Origin of the sequence: Devosia sp. 1635 (genome assembly GCF_013185955.1) — a bacterium.
Lineage (GTDB): Bacteria > Pseudomonadota > Alphaproteobacteria > Rhizobiales > Devosiaceae > Devosia.
The window spans coordinates 1,003,255-1,019,194 of sequence record NZ_JABAOM010000001.1 but is presented as its reverse complement, the minus strand read 5'-3'; the positions used below and the strand labels follow the sequence as shown (position 1 = coordinate 1,019,194).

General features: G+C 59.7%; 17 protein-coding genes. 3 read left to right on the top strand and 14 right to left on the bottom strand.

Annotation, left to right across the window (positions count from 1 at the left end; genetic code table 11):
- Positions 1–485 precede the first annotated feature (485 nt).
- On the bottom strand, positions 486–1,697 hold the full coding sequence (locus tag HRU92_RS05240) for a DUF4214 domain-containing protein (RefSeq protein WP_173087741.1): 1,212 nt from the start codon (positions 1,695–1,697) through the stop codon (positions 486–488).
- Positions 1,698–2,080: 383 nt separating this feature from the next.
- Here HRU92_RS05240 and HRU92_RS05235 point away from each other — a divergent pair, with 383 nt between their 5' ends.
- The gene (locus tag HRU92_RS05235) at positions 2,081–2,641 is read left to right on the top strand and encodes a DUF4214 domain-containing protein (RefSeq protein ID WP_173087739.1); all 561 of its coding nucleotides are present in this window, start codon (positions 2,081–2,083) and stop codon (positions 2,639–2,641) included.
- Positions 2,642–2,686: 45 nt separating this feature from the next.
- Here HRU92_RS05235 and HRU92_RS05230 read toward each other — a convergent pair whose 3' ends face one another.
- The 8 genes from HRU92_RS05230 to HRU92_RS05195 all read right to left on the bottom strand — a co-directional run bounded on the left by HRU92_RS05230 (position 2,687) and on the right by HRU92_RS05195 (position 10,362).
- Complete coding sequence (locus tag HRU92_RS05230; RefSeq protein WP_248306958.1) at positions 2,687–3,682, bottom strand: late control D family protein; 996 nt, start codon at positions 3,680–3,682, stop codon at positions 2,687–2,689.
- Positions 3,683–3,730: 48 nt separating this feature from the next.
- Positions 3,731–3,952 carry a tail protein X gene (locus HRU92_RS05225; RefSeq protein ID WP_173087735.1) on the bottom strand — a complete coding sequence of 74 codons (222 nt, stop codon included), beginning with the start codon at positions 3,950–3,952 and terminating at the stop codon, positions 3,731–3,733.
- Position 3,953: 1 nt separating this feature from the next.
- Positions 3,954–4,391 (bottom strand): phage tail protein, encoded by a 438-nt coding sequence (locus HRU92_RS05220; protein ID WP_173087733.1) that lies wholly within the window; start codon positions 4,389–4,391, stop codon positions 3,954–3,956.
- The gene (locus tag HRU92_RS05215) at positions 4,391–6,631 is read right to left on the bottom strand and encodes a phage tail tape measure protein (RefSeq protein ID WP_173087731.1); all 2,241 of its coding nucleotides are present in this window, start codon (positions 6,629–6,631) and stop codon (positions 4,391–4,393) included. Before HRU92_RS05215 ends, HRU92_RS05220 begins: the two co-directional genes overlap by 1 nt.
- Positions 6,632–6,788: 157 nt before the next feature.
- Complete coding sequence (locus HRU92_RS05210; protein ID WP_173087729.1) at positions 6,789–7,109, bottom strand: phage tail assembly protein; 321 nt, start codon at positions 7,107–7,109, stop codon at positions 6,789–6,791.
- 3 nt (positions 7,110–7,112) lie between these two features.
- A complete protein-coding gene (locus HRU92_RS05205) occupies positions 7,113–7,637 on the bottom strand; it encodes a phage major tail tube protein (protein WP_173087727.1) in 525 nt (174 codons plus the stop codon).
- 12 nt (positions 7,638–7,649) lie between these two features.
- Positions 7,650–8,873 carry a phage tail protein gene (locus tag HRU92_RS05200; protein WP_173087725.1) on the bottom strand — a complete coding sequence of 408 codons (1,224 nt, stop codon included), beginning with the start codon at positions 8,871–8,873 and terminating at the stop codon, positions 7,650–7,652.
- A 172-nt stretch (positions 8,874–9,045) separates the two neighbouring features.
- On the bottom strand, positions 9,046–10,362 hold the full coding sequence (locus HRU92_RS05195; protein ID WP_173087723.1) for a DUF4214 domain-containing protein: 1,317 nt from the start codon (positions 10,360–10,362) through the stop codon (positions 9,046–9,048).
- Between the two features lie 170 nt (positions 10,363–10,532).
- Between HRU92_RS05195 and HRU92_RS05190 the strand changes: the two genes are divergently transcribed.
- Entirely contained in the window at positions 10,533–10,994 is a 462-nt protein-coding gene (locus HRU92_RS05190; RefSeq protein ID WP_173087721.1) for a MucR family transcriptional regulator, read from the top strand.
- A 151-nt stretch (positions 10,995–11,145) separates the two neighbouring features.
- Here the strand turns inward: HRU92_RS05190 and HRU92_RS20835 are convergent, their stop codons facing one another.
- Entirely contained in the window at positions 11,146–11,601 is a 456-nt protein-coding gene (locus HRU92_RS20835; RefSeq protein WP_172123228.1) for a helix-turn-helix transcriptional regulator, read from the bottom strand.
- Between the two features lie 305 nt (positions 11,602–11,906).
- Between HRU92_RS20835 and HRU92_RS05180 the strand changes: the two genes are divergently transcribed.
- Positions 11,907–13,610 (top strand): DUF4214 domain-containing protein, encoded by a 1,704-nt coding sequence (locus tag HRU92_RS05180; RefSeq protein WP_173087719.1) that lies wholly within the window; start codon positions 11,907–11,909, stop codon positions 13,608–13,610.
- A 148-nt stretch (positions 13,611–13,758) separates the two neighbouring features.
- On the opposite strand, the gene HRU92_RS05175 is transcribed toward HRU92_RS05180, so the two are convergent.
- From HRU92_RS05175 to HRU92_RS05160, 4 genes are read right to left on the bottom strand one after another with little or no spacing between them, the layout of a single operon-like run.
- The gene (locus tag HRU92_RS05175; RefSeq protein WP_173087718.1) at positions 13,759–14,049 is read right to left on the bottom strand and encodes a DUF1353 domain-containing protein; all 291 of its coding nucleotides are present in this window, start codon (positions 14,047–14,049) and stop codon (positions 13,759–13,761) included.
- Positions 14,046–14,573: a DUF4376 domain-containing protein gene (locus tag HRU92_RS05170; RefSeq protein ID WP_173087716.1), complete on the bottom strand. Its 528-nt coding sequence runs from the start codon at positions 14,571–14,573 to the stop codon at positions 14,046–14,048. The genes HRU92_RS05175 and HRU92_RS05170 overlap by 4 nt, the downstream gene beginning before the upstream one ends.
- A gap of 3 nt (positions 14,574–14,576) precedes the next feature.
- Positions 14,577–15,791 carry a hypothetical protein gene (locus HRU92_RS05165; RefSeq protein WP_173087714.1) on the bottom strand — a complete coding sequence of 405 codons (1,215 nt, stop codon included), beginning with the start codon at positions 15,789–15,791 and terminating at the stop codon, positions 14,577–14,579.
- Entirely contained in the window at positions 15,769–15,939 is a 171-nt protein-coding gene (locus HRU92_RS05160) for a hypothetical protein (protein WP_173087712.1), read from the bottom strand. Before HRU92_RS05160 ends, HRU92_RS05165 begins: the two co-directional genes overlap by 23 nt.
- Between the last annotated feature and the right edge of the window lies 1 nt (position 15,940).

Genomic DNA, 15,940 nt, shown 5'->3' with positions numbered 1-15,940 from the left:
CGCCCGCCCTCACCATAGGGCGGGCGCTTTTGTCTGCCCCTGCAGTTGTCTGCGTTAATCAGCGGAACTCTGGTTTGCCAACGGTTGTCTTGTCGCAGATTGTCCCCTGCACCTTCCTCCTCTAGCCTTGGCGACCTCCCTCGCTAGGCCTCTTTCTCTGCCAAGCCTTCGCCTTGCGGGTGGATGGCGCTATGCTGGTTACGCCTCGTGGCCCAACCTCCATTAGAGGCAGGGCGCCTGCCGTTGAATCGGGGGAAATGGCAGGCGCTTTTACCTGCCGTTCTTCGAGGTTTTATTTCTGGCCAGCAATTCGCCATAACCGGCTGAGCTCAGAGCCGGAACAACGCCCTCGAAAGCGCCACCAACCCGAAACCAGCTCCGATAACTACGGCCCAGGAACTGGACATGAAAAAGCCCGATGCGAACACCGGGCTTTCTAGCCGCCATTCAGGAGGCGGTGTTAGTGGGGGCTTGCGCCCTGGTGGTTATACGGCGTCGACGTCGAACACGACGGTGCTTGAGCCGATAATGGCGGTATCGCCTTTCTCGTAGAGCGCAAGTTTCACGGTGTAGTCGCCGTCGCCAACGGGGGCCGCGTCACCGAACAACTTGCCGTCAGTGTCTGGCAACATCCATGACAACACTTCGACGTTCTGAGACACGCTCGCGTTGCCAGCATCATCGGAGATGGTCCGCGGGCCGTTAATATCGGAGAATGCCCAATCGATTGTTCCAGTAATCGCGTCCAGCACAGCGGTGAAGGTTGTCACGCCGGGCGTTGCGGGGTCTCCGTCAGTATCCACCAGCAGCTTGACGTCGAAGTCCTCCAGGATCTGGGCAAGCGTCTTGCCATCGGAGCTTTCAACCGACCACTTCAGCGCTGGCGTGATGCCACCATCCACGACCATTTTGCCGTTTACCTCAGGGGTGAAGATGGCCGGGCCGTTGCGTTGCTGACCGCCGAGCCCAAGAATGATGTCTGCCTGGCCGTTCATGTCAACGTCGATATCTACAATAGCGAAATCGGTGGCAGGGCTGCTGCCGGCATACATGGTATCATCGCCTTCCGCAGCTACAGTGCCGATGCGCTGCGGGCTTACAACATACTCAGGATCCGGGTCATCCCCGGGCTGGGTCGGCGGCGTTGGTGGTGTCGGCGGTGTAGGCGGCGCAGGGTCTACACCCGTCTCCACGTGCTCGACGGTGTCTTCGATTTCTTCCTGGGTCGGAATGGTCGCCGGATCGGCGGTGACGCCCTGGATCAATTCACGCGCGATGTCCGCCGCGGCATCACCGACATACGCGGCGATTTCTTCGGGCGTATCGAGGCTAGCCGTGAAGATATTGGCAACTTCGACCCTGTTCTCAACTACGACCGCGTCTGACCCCTGCGAGCCAGCCAAGATGTCGATAGCGATGGTCTCGATCCCGCTCCCGCCATCCTCGAGCAGAGAACGGTAGAACTCCAAGCCCTCCGCATCCGGCTGCCGGCCGAATAGCGATTGATAGATGGAGCTGATTACTTCCTCCGGCGACAGATTCTCAATCCGAGCCTTATACTCCGGCGAGTCAGTAAGTCGTCCAATCAAAGAAGAAAGATCAGTTCCACCGTTCGTCTGCTGCGTCCAATACTCCAACCCACCCGGGTCCGCTGGACGACCAAACAAAGCAATATAGATAGATTGAATACTAATCAAAATGTACCTCCTCGCACCATGAATGAGCGCCATGAACTGGCGCGCATATCAACCGCGCCTCAATGAAAGTACTTAGTTACTCACATGGCAACCCTTGGCGGCCCGCAATATCAGGCAGTGTGGAAAACTCTACTGTGACGCCCGCTCTCGCTGGGGTCTCCGGCAGTTAGACAAAAGCATCAACGAGGCTCGCCACTGCGGATGCGGGCTTCTCCCTCGTTTCACTTGGAAGTCTGATCTAGTGATGAGTCGGGGGGATGCCCTGCTGCCGAAGATGATAGCCCCCATGACTGAGGAGCTCCGGCTGTACGGGGAATAATCGTAGACTCGACGGCGGGACACAAATAGCTTGCACAGCACCAGAACTTAGGAGCGCTGAGCTAATGACCTCATGGATGTTCGGACCTGACGTTCTTTACATCGCCCTCTTCGGCCGTCCCGTGGATCCCGCCGGAGCGGAATGGCTCCGAGGTCCCGATGATTACACCTGGATTAACCCGGAGGCCGTCCAAAACATAACGTCATCGGACGAATACCAGCAGTTCTTCGGCGAGCATCTCGGCCCTGCCGATTACATCAACCAGATGTATATGAACCTGTTCAACCGCCCAGCGGATCCCGAGGGGCTCGCATTCTATACCGGGCGATATGAAGCCGGCGTAGACATGGCTGATCTGGCACTGGAGATCTTTTCCGGCGCCCAATCCGCTGGGCCAGACCGCGATACAATGTTTTTCAAGTACGACGCCTCAGTCCGTTTCACCAGAGCTTTGGACACGCCGCTGGAGATCCTTCTCTATCAAGGCGACAACGCTGCAGATATTGGCCGTGAGTACCTGAGGGCTGCTGATCCTAATGAAGTCGGACGTGAGGAACTCGCTGCCTTGGCGGAAAGCTATGTTGAGCTACTCGGCACCGGTGACCCCACACCTTCCCTCTTTTAGTGAGGCGTAGCGTGACCATCCTTGATCGGAGTTCGTATCGCCCACTTACAGCGAGAGGCTGGCAGTCGCAGGCTCTCGATCGTCCTTACCTGCACCGCTCTCTGGTTGCTTGAGCTCGAGAGAGGTCGTGGACCCACCGCCGCGATCCGCTTTATGTGTCACGCCTGCAATTCGGTAGGACCCGTCAACGCCGGGCCGAGCACCTGAGAGCATGAAGGTCCCTTCGGCTTGGGCGGTGACCTCGAGGTCCAGTTCTACTGTCCCCTCCCCACCTTCGCGCTTGCTGTCGCTCTTGCGACCTTCGGCAATGCCTTGAGCCTGGGCCTCGTCTGCTGCGAGCGAGCGGACTTCATTGATCGCGTCGGCGCCATCGATCTCAGTATCGGCGCTCACGGCTTTGAATGAAGCGGATGGGCGGTCGAAATACCGACTTAACCCCGACTTGAACGTGCGCCGAGTGGTCAGCGGAGCGATGTCCCAGCTGATGACGTTGCCGGGCACCCGCCCGACAACGATCGGCATTGTGCCGCCACCTGCGCTTTCACCGCTGCCGCGCTTGGCCAGCACCGCTTTGTCGCCGCGGATCTTGAACGTAGCGCCCAGTTCGCGCGCCAGCTTCTGGCCCATGTGCAGGAAGCTCGACGCATCAGCTGACCAGTAGTCGCGCGTTATCTCGGCAAAGGCCGGGTCAATGACCATGGAGAGCCCCGCCCTACCAGCCGCTTTGTCCAGGAACTGCTGCAGAGTTGCGTCGTCCATATGGTGCGACTGGGGCTCCTTGACCTTGCCCTTTGCATCAAAGCCCTTGGCCGTGACCTTCAAGATGCGTCCACTACCCCGGGATCCAGATGACCGCACGGAATCCACAGTGCCTGAGAAAACCACGGCACCCTGCAGATAGACCTGCACCTTGGCGCCGTCTTTAGGGAGCTTCAGCTGGCCGCCGCTATCGTCAAAATCCAATGAGCATGTATCGCTGGCGGTGCCGTCCTTGTCGGACACGGTGATGCCAGTGAGAAACGGGCGCATGCCGTCGGTCATATCCTGACCATCGACAAACACCTTCCACGAGACTGTCCAAGCCATAGGTCATCCAAATAGTGAAACGACGGGGCGAGCGCGGAACGGATCGCTCGCCGGCCTGTCCGGAATTGTAACCGTAGTGCCGAGCGGGATCATTGGGCCCAAGTCCGCAAGGCCCGGATTGAGCACCAGCGCACTCTCCAGCAGAGCTTGTCCTGCGGGCCCATAGGCCTGGAACAACAGCAGATCGACGGTCATGTTCGGGCGAGTAATGGTGAAGCTCTGCATCTCAGCGCCCCATCGCGCCGAACAAGGACAGGATCGATCCGATGATATTCGGCGAGGCCCCTTCCGGTCCGACCTTCACCAGGCTGATCGTGTGCTTAACGACGAAGCCAACGCCGTCGCGCATCAGGTCGCTGTGGTTCTCCTGAATGCTCTCGATGGCGAACCACCCGAACATTTTGCCATCGCCACGCATCACCGGAAGCCTCTGCCCAGATCGACGGAAGCCATGCGCTACCTCGAGCTCCGTCAACCCACCGGTTTTGAACGGCAGCAGTTGGCCGGAGAGGGTGATCTTGTCATCCCCCTCCCCCATGAACTCGCGGCCCGGCAGAGAGCCCATCAACGGCTTGGTGGCGAAGTCAGCCGCCGCCGAGCGAGCGACGTCATCAACGCTGAACGGCCGGGTGTCGAGCGTGAGTGAACCAATGGAATAGAGCACTACGCCACTCCCCATTCCGTGTCGGTTTGGATGCCGCTGAAGGCCTCCCGGATCTGCCGGCCGAACTCTTGGGCGATGTCCTGGGCACTGGCGTTCGCCCCGCCTTGGATGATGATGTTGCCGAAGCTGATGGTGGCGCCGCGACCACCACCCAACATGGCTTGCGTTTGCGGTGCAGTGTGCACAAACCCGGAGCGGTTCGGAGTAATCAGCTCCGGCCCTTCCTCACCGACGAGGTAGGTTGTGCCACCGACGATTGGACCACCAGCAGCGAACCCACCGCCGTAAGTTCCCGGCTGCCCAGTAGCGCCCGCTGGCGGCGTTGCGGGACCACTCAGCGCTGTGTTGCCCTGCCCTCCGCCAAACAGCCCGCCGACCATGCCGGGCACGCCCGAAAAGACAGCGCCGATCTGTCCCGGCAGACCTCTCAGCCAAGCCATGAACTCTTCCCACTTCGCGGCGATCCCATCCCAAAGGGACTGGATGATTTGAGCACCGATCGCTGAGAGATTGATGCTGGAGAAGACGGCCGATATCTGGCTCCCGAGTTGCCCAAGACGCGCAGGGACCGATTGAGCCGCCAATACAAGCCGATTGAAGTTGGCAATGGCAGTGGCCACGAATGCGCCAACAGCTAACCCGGCTTGAGCGCCCCATTGCGTCCAGGCTGCACCGTTCATCTCACCCGTTAGCCCGGCGAACTGGGCGCTGAGTGTTCCAACCGCGTCAATGATGGGCTGCAACACTGGGGCGAGTGGCCCGACCGCAGCCATGAAGGCGGCGCCGAATGCCGTGAACATTTCCGCCAGGCCAAACCAGTTGTTGTAGATCCAGGTGCCAGCCATCGCTACTCCGACCAGGAGCGCACCAATTCCGGTGCTGATCACCGCGAAGCGCAGCGCAAGCAGAGCGTTCTTGACCAGGTTGAGCGGGTTCAGCAGTGCCAACACACCTGCCCCCGCCTTTACAGCCACAAGCCCAAGGCTCAAGACCCCACCTTTCATCCAAAGCAGAGCGAACTGAGCTGCGATGGCCGCTACCCGCAATCCGACCAGTGCGGCTGTGGTGCCAACCAGGGCAGCAGTGAGGATGGGGTTTGCCTCAGCGAACGCGATCACTCGATCTACGATGGGGATAAGAGCGTCAGCGATCCGGGTCATGGCCGGCAGCAAGGCCTCGCCCACTACGGTGGCCAGCAAATCCAATGAGGATTTCAGGCGCTCCACTGTACCCCAGAACCCCTTCATGCGGGCCGCGGCTTGTTCCTGGGCACTGGTGTTCTTGATGATGGCTTGAAGGTCTTCAAACTCCTTGGAACCCACCTCTGCTAGGGCAATAGCGGTGCGAATGGCGTCCGTCCCAAAGATGTCTTGCAGATACTCGTTCTTAGCCTGGTCACTGAGGCCTTCCAGCCCGTCCTTGAGCTCCTGCGAGATCTCAGCCATCGACTTCATGTTGCCGTTGGCGTCGAAAAACTCGAGACCCATTTTCCGCATGGCTCTCGCCGCGGGCTTGGAAGCTGGAACAAGGCGCTGCAGGAATGTCTTGAAGCTGGTTCCTGCATCCGAACCGCTGGCAAAGTACGAGGACGTTGCTGCGATGCTGGTGTTGAAGTCATCGAGTGTGACGCCAAACCCACCAGCGACACCGCCAGCCTGAGCCAGGGCGAGCCGATAGTCATCAATACCGAACTTGCTCTGGATCAAGACGCCCGCGATGCCATTGGCGGCTTCCGACATCTGGTCGGCGCGGAGCTTGAAGTTCGCCATGATGTCAGTGGTGATATCGGCCGCAGTGGATAGGTCCGTGCCGCTCGATGCAGCCACATCCATGGAAACCTTGAGCGCGCCACCGAGGATTGACGCAGCATCGAGGCCGTTCTTCGCCAACATCTCGATTGCAAGCGCGGACTCATTGACCGAGTACTGGGTAGTCCGACCCATGTCCTTGGCCAGCTGCCCTAACGCTGCGAACTCAGCGTTGGTGGGGCTGAGGGCGGCCTCGACCCGGTTCATGGATGCTTCGAAGTCGGCAGCAGCCGTGATCGGAGCAGACAGCCCTCTGTACAGAGCATAGCCAGCGGCGGCCGCCCCGAAGAGCTGCCCCTGCATCGCAGCCATTCGCTGATTGTTTGCGGCGATCTGCCCTTGCAGACCATTCATCGCAGCCGAAATGCCACGCGCCGGTGCTGTCACCCGATCTATAAGCGACAAGATCAGGCTAGACTGTAGAGTGGCCATACTGGCTCCTAAACGGGGGCGTAGGCTTAGGGCTGCTGCTTTGGTCGTGACCGCTTGAGCGCCTTTGCAGCCGTCCTGGAGTAGTCCACCAGCTTGTCGACATCCCACTCCTCGACGGCGTCGATGGATGTGTTACTCCGCTCCGCCATAGCGAAGATCAGGTCGCGCCACTGGATGGACCTGCTGCCCTCTTCCGCTCTTCCAGTGCGACCGCTGCGGACTTTCCCATCAGGGGTGTGATCGCCTCCCCGATCTTCTCCAGATCTTCGATGTCGAGCTCCATGATCAGCTCGACGTCGACACCAGCCAGTGCCGCGAAAAGCAGATATCCCGCCTTGGCTTGGTTGTTCTCTCCTTCCGCGACCAGAGCATCCTTGGCCTTCATGCGGCGGAATGAGAGGGTTTTGACCTCTCGCCCCTCATGCTCGAGGGGATAGTCCAGATCGACGGTGACGGACGTTTTCTTGATTTCAGCCATGGCCTATGCCCCCAGCGCCGTGCGCGTGCCGGCAAACAAGTCCTTGCCGCCAAACCGGATGATCCGCTCCCAGGCGTCCCAGTAGAACAGCTCGGTTCCATCCATGACGAGCTCGTAGTGGGTGATCTCGTTGAAGGTGTGGGTCGACCCAGCGAACTCAGCCGGATCACTTTCATCAGGCTCCCAGGTCGTGATCGCACCTTCGATGATAGCGCGAGCGGGAACGTCGCGACCGCCGCCGGGGCCGCGCTTCTTGTAGGCACCGGCGAATACCCACCGGTCCACTTCGCCGAAGCCCGTAAAGATGTCGGTGTCGATGCCCTTGGCGCTGAAGGCTGGTTCAGGAGCCTCAATGCGGGGCATGGAGAAGTTGATGGCACCGACCCCGCCGCCCGGATTGTGCTCGGCCGTGGAAAGGGTGAGCGACGGCATGGTCAGCGTGGCGATCGTGATTGCACGCGAACTGTCGGTCTGCGACAGCCGACGCACATCAACGGCCGTGAGAAGGTAGAGAGCAGATTGTGCCATTGGTGCGGTTCCTTACGCGACAGCGTTGAGACGGGCGATGATGTCCGCGACCAGCCCTTCGACCGCGGGGCGGTAGCGGCGCACTTCATGGTTTGCAACCTTGAAGGCTGGCGCCGGCTCGATGCCGAGATTCACCGTGAGATGACCGAGGCGGATGATTTCGGGGCTGTTCTTGTCGGCCCGGAACTGCACGTCATAGCCAAGAATGTCGTTGTTGGCCTTGTGGTCGCGCAGTTTGAATTTGATCGACTGGATCCAAGCTTCGGCCAGATCGGCACTGACCTTCTTGCCCAGATACTGGCGGGTGATCTGCATCAGCTCAACGGTGATGTAGTCGGCTCCACGTACCTGGTGGATCTGCTTCCACAACTCACCCGTCGTTGTGTTGTCCGTGCCGATGAATGAGAACCCGCCATCGGCGATCGATCCATCAACGCCACTCTCGCCGGCAACGACAATCGACACCTCGCTCTCCAGCATCTGCTGTCCTTCGGTGGAGCCATCCAGCAGCGAGAACGGGATCTTCCTGGAGAGGCCGGCCAAGCCGTAGACGGCGCGATTGGCAATCGGGTCGAATGGATCACCGCCGGTTTCATTGTCCGCGCGCATGAAGAGGCCAAGAATGCGCGGCCCCATAGGGCGGGTGACGATCGTCTCGCCCTCATAGACACGAGCGGCCACACCCACCGGAATGATCCGTTCGGAACTCATGGTCTCGCGCGCATCAATGGCGTTCGCCGCGGAGGTGTCATCCACATCCACCACAGCAATGGCGAGGAGGCTGTTGAGAGCAGCAGGAAGTGCGGCAATCACCGGATTGACGGCGTCCGCATCGGGCCGCCAGGCAGTGCGACCGGCCCACACCAGGCGAGGTGTCGCGTTCACTACGGAGGCAATGCTGGCGACATCAGCCAAGACGGCCACGATGTTCGCGGCGGTGGCTGCCACCGATCCGCCTTCCGCCACGCGGACAACGGTGACATCGGCACCGATGTTGAACGGGCCCAGCTGGGCGTTGATGCCCTTGACCGCATCCGCCAGAGCGCCCGTCCCCAGCTTGGACGTGAACGTCGCGTCGGTACTCGAGAAGCGAACTGGCTGCCCCAAGGGGAATACGATCGCGTCGGCGTCTGCAGAGGTTTCGATCAGAAGGGCTTTGGAGAAATCCGCGCCGAGGATCGGGACGGGTTCGTCATCGGGGCGAGCGAAAGTCATCCCGAACACGGGTGTGCTCATGGCGGTATCCTTTAAGGGTGGTGGGAATAAAGAAAGCCCCGCCGATCAGGGCAGGCAGATGTCCGCCACTGGGGCGGGACGGGAACCTGAACATGAAAAAGCCCGGTGCGAACACCGGGCTTTCTGGCCGCCATTCAGGGAGCGGATTAGGGGGCGCTAGGCGCCGGGTGGGTTAGATGACGGCGTCCGGGTACGTCGTTGTCGAAACTACGAGGTTGCGTACTTCGTAGCTTTCGTCAACGTCGCCGAAGTTCGATGCAAACCACGACAGGCTCTGAAGCCCATCGGTCGTGTAAGGTTGATCGATATTGAACACGATCGTCTCATTTCCTGATGTGATCGTCCACGTCTGCGCGTCATCCCCGAGGTCCAGACGAATGTCTACCCAACCATCAGCCTCAAACGCTTTGAAGTCCCAAGTTTTCGTGTCCGAATTGTAGAGCCGGAACCCTGCGCCCGTTGCAGGGTCAGAACCTTCGAACTCCGCAGTCATGACTTCGGCAGCATCGGCGTCTACATACTCCAGGATCGGATAGTAGACAATGTCAGCACCTTCCTGAGACCCGGCGACGAAAGGCCAGAAGCTGGTAGCTTGCTCCTGCCCGTCGTCTTCCCACTCGCTGTCAACGTGAAACTCCAAAGACACCGAAACGGACGAGTCCGCATCAACCGGGAGTGCCCCGTCAAAATCAAGGCTGTAGCCCTGATAGCTGTTGTACGGCACGGCACGGTCAGGATCTTCAGGACCAGTCACGACAACACCAGCAGCGTTCGTCGTGAGAACGATGGAGCCATCGCCAGACGTAATGGACGTGGGGGCGCCACGATCCCCAGGGCCAAATTCCTGCGCATCGGCCTCGTCGTCACCGGTAAGCGTGATAACGCTCTCGGTTACTGGCTGCGGCTCTGGCTCTGGCTCTGGATCGCTTGGGCCAGTTGGGGGCGTGTCGGGATCTGCCGGTGGCGTTAGCTCGCCGCTTTCCACCTGCTTTACCTTTTCATCGACCTCGGCCTGGGTCGGGATGGTGGCAGGATCAGCGGTCACGCCCTGAAGCAATTCGCGGGCGATGTCCGCTGCGTTGTCACCAACGTAGGCGTCGATTTCTTCTGGTGTGTCGAGGCTGGCCGTGAACAGGTCGGCCGTTTCGATCTTGTTTTCGGCAACCGCCAGGTCAGTACCCCGAGCGCCATCGAGAATGTTGATGGCAATAGTCTCAAGCGACTGAGCGCCCGATTCAAGCTGTGCGATGTAGAATGCAAGGCCTGCTGCATCAGGTGCACGACCAAAGATGGATTGGTAGATCAGCCGCACAACAGCTTCGCTGTCAAGATTATCGAACCGCGCCAGAGCCTCGGGCTCCGCAGTCAAACGCCCGACCAGTTCAGTAAGGTCACTGCCGTTGTCGGTCAGACCCGACCAAAACTGAAGACCCTCTGGGTCTGCAGGGCGCCCGAAAAGCGCTACATAGATACCCTGAATTGTTGCCATTTATCCCGTCCGTAAGTGAGTCGGGTACATGGGCCGCACAACTGCAGTCCTCTCCTCCCGATGGCTGCATTAGGGCACGACCACTACGCATTAATCAATACTTAACTGTCACTTACCGTCAACTTAGTTAAACCGTGATCTCCCACCCGAACATTCTTAGATTAGCTGGCATGACCGATACGCTTACTAAAGCTCAAGTCTTCCAAGCCGCAGCCACGGTTGCGAGCGGCTACCTGGCAGGCAACAAGACCCCTTTGGAGGACGTCTCCGCCGTCTTTGCGAAGATACTGGAGATCGTGGCCGCAGCTGGTGGGCCTGGAGGCAACATCACCGGTCTGGAGCCGGCAGCCAAATTCGATGAGTCTGTCGGGCGTGATTTCATCGTGTGCCTGGTGTGCGGTAAAAAGTTACGAAGCCTGAAGCACCACCTGCGCTCACTGCACAGCCTCACCCCTGAGCACTACCGCTCAATGTGGAACTTGCCCGACAACTACCCCATGGTGGCCGAGGAACTGGCGGAAGTCCGCTCCACCGTATCCCGCAAGACCCAGGCTGACTTCAAGGCTGCCCACGGCATTTCACTGCCGCAAGCCAAGCCGCCGAAGCAGCCAAAGCCGCGCAAGGAAACATAGAGCAGCAAAGCCGGAGCGCCTCCTTCTAGGAAGGCGTGGCACATGTCGTCATGAAAAAGCCCGGCACCAAAAGGCACCGGGCTCCATGGCCGCCCATTCAGGAGGCGGTTTCTTGCAAGCTCACCTTATAAGGTAGAGCTCTATGTTCGTGCTAAGCTTCAGGCTTGGCCTCGAGCTTGCCATCAAGCTTTTCTTCGAGCTTGGCTTCAATCTTGGCTTCGAGCCTCGCCTCCAACTTCGCCAACCTCTTGGCGATCTGATGAATTTGCGGGTCCTTAACCTCGGTGGCGCGCGAAAACTTCTTCGGATCCCCACCAAACAACATGGCGTGAGTTATGGGATCGTAGAAGCGAAGCATGGTCTTGGCGAAGTCATGCGGCTCGATCTTCAGGGCCTTCGACATGGCCTCGTACTGATCGGGTGGAACGCGCCCTCTACCTGACTCAATTTGTGAGATAAAGGTGTAGTAATCCAAATCGAGGTGCCGCGAGAGATCACGCTGGCTCAAACCAGCAGCCTCACGCAAGCTCTTCAGCCACAACCCGGCTTCCTGCCGTAGCTTAGCCACTTCCTCTACCTTCTGCCTCTTCTGAGGATTACCATACATCTCGTTCTCACTTCGCTGCACTGCATGCAGAGTTTACACTACGCGGACAACCGCAACTTAGCGGGCCCGTCATACAAAATTCACTGTCCGCACTATATGGCCCGGCCAAGGTAGAGTCTACTGTTTTCAATGACGAAGATGTACAGTGATGCTGTAACTTTGACACTTGACGACTCTACAGTGAAAGACATAGCTTGCACCTCGACGGGGTTGGAGGACCGGGGGAGATAAATTCCCTAGTTGCGCCTATCCCACCGTCGCTACCTCTTTGGCCACGTCGGTCACAGAAAAGGAAATACAAAACTATGGCTACCATCCAGGAAGTCTACATTGCCCTCTTCGGCCGTCCTGCCGATCCTGCGGGTTATGAGTTCTACGTTGCAGCAACCAACGACGGCGAAGACCTGAGCGCTGTTGGCGCCCTGTCGGGCTCGCCAGAGTACATCGCCCGCTTTGAAGGCATGGGCGATGCCGACATGGTCAACCAGATTTTCATCGATCTCTTTGGTCGTGCCGCTGATCCCACTGGTCTGCTGTTCTATGTTGAGATGCTGCGCTCGGGCAATGCTTCGCTCCAGGACATCGCTATCCGCATCATCGACGGCGCTACCGGCGTTGATCAGGAAGTGATCGAAAATAAGGTTGCGGCCGCTCAGTCGTTCACCGATTCGCTCGACACAGCTGAGGAACGCGCTGCTTACTCCGGTTCGGACGCAGCTGCCCAGGGCCGTCTCTTCCTGTCGGTCGTGACCGAAGACGATGCGACCATCCCATCTCAGGCTCAGGTCGACGGCTTTATCGCTTCGATCGGCACTGGTGAAAACTTCGACGTTACCGTCGCTCTCAACACGCTGGCTGGTGCAAACCAGGCTGAAGTTGACTTCCTGGCCTCGCTTGATCTGGATAACGATCCGACCACCGACACAACGGAACAGGACGTTCTTGACAACCTGAGCGATGCTAACGCTGCTCTCAACGCAGATATCACTGCTGACGGCTCTGACCGTGTTCTGAACGCTCTCCTGGACGACGCTGAAGCCGCTCAGGACGCTGTTGAAGCAGAGATCGCTGAAGTTGACGGCCTTGCTGAAGCGATTGCTGAGTACGAAGCCGCTGTTGAAGCTGAAGCCGAAGCCGAAGCTGCCGCTGATCTTGCTGCTGCAGACCAGGCTGGTGAAGAAGCTCGCTTCCGCGTGCTGAACACTGGCACGCTGGCTGTTAGCGCTGCTACTGGTGCTGCAACCTACGACGCTGACGGTGCAGGCCTCGGTGCCCCTACTGACCTCATCGTGGTCAACGCAGACGGCGACCTTGAGCTTGCTGACGGCGTAAGCGAGGAGACCAATCCGGGCGTCACCGATCTGCTCGCTGCCATTCAGGCACGTGTAGACGCTGATGAAGCCGAGGCGGATGCTGAAGATCTGGTTTCTGACGAAACCGCTGACTTGGCTGCTATCGATCCGACCGATCTTTACGGCGATCTCGTGGATGCTCGTGATGACGTGGAAGCTGCTCAGGCTGAAGTCGACGAACGTGCGGAACTCCGCGCCGACGCCGAAGAAGCTCAGGAGCTGGTTGATCGTCTCGATGCAATCAACGCTGACATCGCTGCAGCTGAAGATGCGTTTGCTGATCTCGGCTACGAAGAGCCAGTGACCGTCAGCGGCGCTGCAGAAATTGCTACTGCTGACAACGACATCTTCCTCGCTTCTGATGATAACGGCTCGATCACGGGCTTCGGCGCTGCTGGCGACGATCTCCTCTATGTTGGCCAGGGCTTCCGCCTTGTCGAACTTGATGACGAGAACATTGGCACCGACGCTGTTGGCGCCATCGGCGTCCAGGAGATCTTCATCCAGCAGCAGGGCGCGAACACCGTGCTGTACATCGAAGACGCAACCTTCAATGGTAGCGAAACCGATGGCACCTTCGATGGCACCACCATCACCCTGACCGGCGTCAGCGCTGAAGACGTGTCGTTCGCGAACGGCTACTTCTCGATCGCCTAAATCTTGGACTGTGAGGGAGGTAACTCCCTCGCCTTCTATGAGCCTCGCCCTCTCCGGATGGCGGGGTTTTTGTTTTCACCAATAGTTCCTTTCCACCCACGCAGCCGCAGCGTTCACCCGGCGCTTGCGCGCCGATCGCCAGTAGACGCTAGTAAAGCTGGCTTGTGGCGAACGGCTGATACGCCGGGCAAAATTCGGCTTGGATGAGATCGTGAAGGACGGGAGCCTTCGCTAGCTGCGCGTCAGCCGGGTTGACCACGATCCGCGCGATCGGAAGGATCGCGCCGAGGTCGGTAACAAACCCGGCCGGCGCGGTGATCGTGAAGCCACCGCAAAGCCCCCGCTTCACAGCAAGCGGCTCTGCCAACGCCCAGGCCCAGGCGCCCGTATCCGCCGCGCGGAAGGGGTAAATCATGCCGCCTTGGGTGAATGCGCTCATTCGGGCCAGCGGACCTCGATCTCGGCCTCGACGGCGTCCATAGCCGCGGGGGTTGACGCCGCCTGAATAGCCTCGCTGATCACGCGGGCTCGTGCGGCGCAAGCTTTGACGTGCTGCGCCACGACGACGCCGAGGGCGCACATAGTAGGTTCATCCAGGTCCAGCCAAACACCCGGTGTCAACTCGTAAGGGACCGACCCGAGCGTCGGGTCGTTGGTGAAGGCCACGATGCCGCCCGTGATCTTGGCCTGGCCTTCGGCATCCGTGCGCACCGTCCAGCCCAAGGCAGACGTGCCGCCTTTCTCTTCGGCGTCCCACCGCTGGCCGAGGCGCGGAATCAACTGCTCGCTGCGCTCCGCGAGGGTGAGCGTCCGCGGGCTTGGCTTTGAGAACTGCCCCTTGCTGTAGAGATCGTCGATGCCGAAGCTGGCCGGGATCTCCGGCCAGCCCATGCCCGCCGCGAGCTCAGGATCGGCCTCGGCAACGTTGGTGACCTTACCGTTTGCAATAATCGCAACGCGCATGGCTTACCTCTTGAACCGAGTGACGCGGACCTCGCCACGGGCACCGTTGCCGGCGGTGCCTCCGGTGCCGGAACTATTGCCCCCGCAGCCCCCGCCACCCCCCGGAGCCATGCCGTCCCCGCCGTTGCCGCCGCCGGCGCCACCAGCGCCGCCACCACCACCAGGGACGTTGGCATGAGCACCAGCGAAGCCAGGCGCACCACCTGGTGCACCGCCCCCTATCACTATACCGGGCAGGCCGCCCGATCTTCCCGTAGCCGAGGCCCCGCTCGGGGAACCACCGCCGCTGGCCGTGTATCTTCCCCCTCTGCCATCCTGACCCTCATAGAAGGGAACCATTCCTAGCACGGACGCCTGAACCATACTGCTAAGGCTATTCGTGTTGTATGTGCCGCTAAGGTTAGCGAAAGTGTTCCCTCCAAGCGCCAGAAGGAGCGACCCGAAAGAGCTATTGCCGCCTTCGCCCCACATCGGGGCGCCGCCCGCACCAACAACAACGGGGGTGCTTGCCGCGAGATCGGACGGCAGGAAAAACGCCTCAGTCCACCCACCGCCCGCTCCGCCAGCCCGAGCGGAACTTGTGGAGCCGGTTTGGCCGTTGTATCCGCCCTGCCCTCCCCCGATAACTAGCACGTGGTAGCCGATATCATCAGCTTCCTTGAGGAAGTTGCTGGAAGTGGTAAAAACCTGCCGCACTACCTTTGAAGATCGAACGGCAAGAGCAAGAAGTCCATCTGCCGCCAAACCGGCATAGCCGTTGGGCTGGTTTTTCTGGTCACGCTGCTGCGCCCCCTCGGCCAGTGGCGTAAGTTCGGAAAGGACTTCGCCGAGGCCGCTCAAGGCATTCGAAACAAGCGCAAATGCCTGCGCTGCGTTCGAGTTTGCCGGGAAGCCCTCAATTGGCCCCAGCGGCACGTTTTCGGCGGCAACACCGCCGTTTTGAAGCGCCGCAAGCCGATCCTCGGCGTCGGACATAAGCCCGGTGATTTCAACCACCCGAGCATTGAGCGTGTCCAGCGCCGGCTTTACCGCGAGATCGAGCTTGCCAGTTGCAAGGTCAATTGCGCTCTGTGAAACCGCGTCCTCAAAGCCTGCCGCGATTTCTTGCAGCGCCTTAATGCGGAACCAAAGCCCTTGAAAGACCGCAGTGAGCGTGGGCGGGTCCAGCAGCGTGTCATTGCTGACGAGAAAGTCGTTAGCGGGGGACGGCAGTGTCAATGACCTTCTCCCCTTCCTGTTCGACCATCGCCGCGAGCAGCAAGCCCTTGGCGAAGTGCGTCTCGGTTCGGCTGAACCGGATGCCATCGAGCTTTACGCTCTCACGCAACGTGAACATATATTCCTGATCGGCCTCAAACTTGGACATG

Bases quoted from the DNA above. Each gene is read 5' to 3' on its own strand.
- HRU92_RS05235 (WP_173087739.1), top strand. From the start codon at position 2,081: ATGACCTCATGGATGTTCGGACCTGACGTTCTTTACATCGCCCTCTTC.
- HRU92_RS05230 (WP_248306958.1), bottom strand. From the start codon at position 3,682: ATGACCGACGGCATGCGCCCGTTTCTCACTGGCATCACCGTGTCCGAC.
- HRU92_RS05225 (WP_173087735.1), bottom strand. From the start codon at position 3,952: ATGCAGAGCTTCACCATTACTCGCCCGAACATGACCGTCGATCTGCTG.
- HRU92_RS05215 (WP_173087731.1), bottom strand. From the start codon at position 6,631: ATGGCCACTCTACAGTCTAGCCTGATCTTGTCGCTTATAGATCGGGTG.
- HRU92_RS05210 (WP_173087729.1), bottom strand. From the start codon at position 7,109: ATGGCTGAAATCAAGAAAACGTCCGTCACCGTCGATCTGGACTATCCC.
- HRU92_RS05205 (WP_173087727.1), bottom strand. From the start codon at position 7,637: ATGGCACAATCTGCTCTCTACCTTCTCACGGCCGTTGATGTGCGTCGG.
- HRU92_RS05200 (WP_173087725.1), bottom strand. From the start codon at position 8,873: ATGAGCACACCCGTGTTCGGGATGACTTTCGCTCGCCCCGATGACGAA.
- HRU92_RS05195 (WP_173087723.1), bottom strand. From the start codon at position 10,362: ATGGCAACAATTCAGGGTATCTATGTAGCGCTTTTCGGGCGCCCTGCA.
- HRU92_RS05190 (WP_173087721.1), top strand. From the start codon at position 10,533: ATGACCGATACGCTTACTAAAGCTCAAGTCTTCCAAGCCGCAGCCACG.
- HRU92_RS20835 (WP_172123228.1), bottom strand. From the start codon at position 11,601: ATGTATGGTAATCCTCAGAAGAGGCAGAAGGTAGAGGAAGTGGCTAAG.
- HRU92_RS05180 (WP_173087719.1), top strand. From the start codon at position 11,907: ATGGCTACCATCCAGGAAGTCTACATTGCCCTCTTCGGCCGTCCTGCC.
- HRU92_RS05175 (WP_173087718.1), bottom strand. From the start codon at position 14,049: ATGAGCGCATTCACCCAAGGCGGCATGATTTACCCCTTCCGCGCGGCG.
- HRU92_RS05170 (WP_173087716.1), bottom strand. From the start codon at position 14,573: ATGCGCGTTGCGATTATTGCAAACGGTAAGGTCACCAACGTTGCCGAG.
- HRU92_RS05160 (WP_173087712.1), bottom strand. From the start codon at position 15,939: ATGTCCAAGTTTGAGGCCGATCAGGAATATATGTTCACGTTGCGTGAG.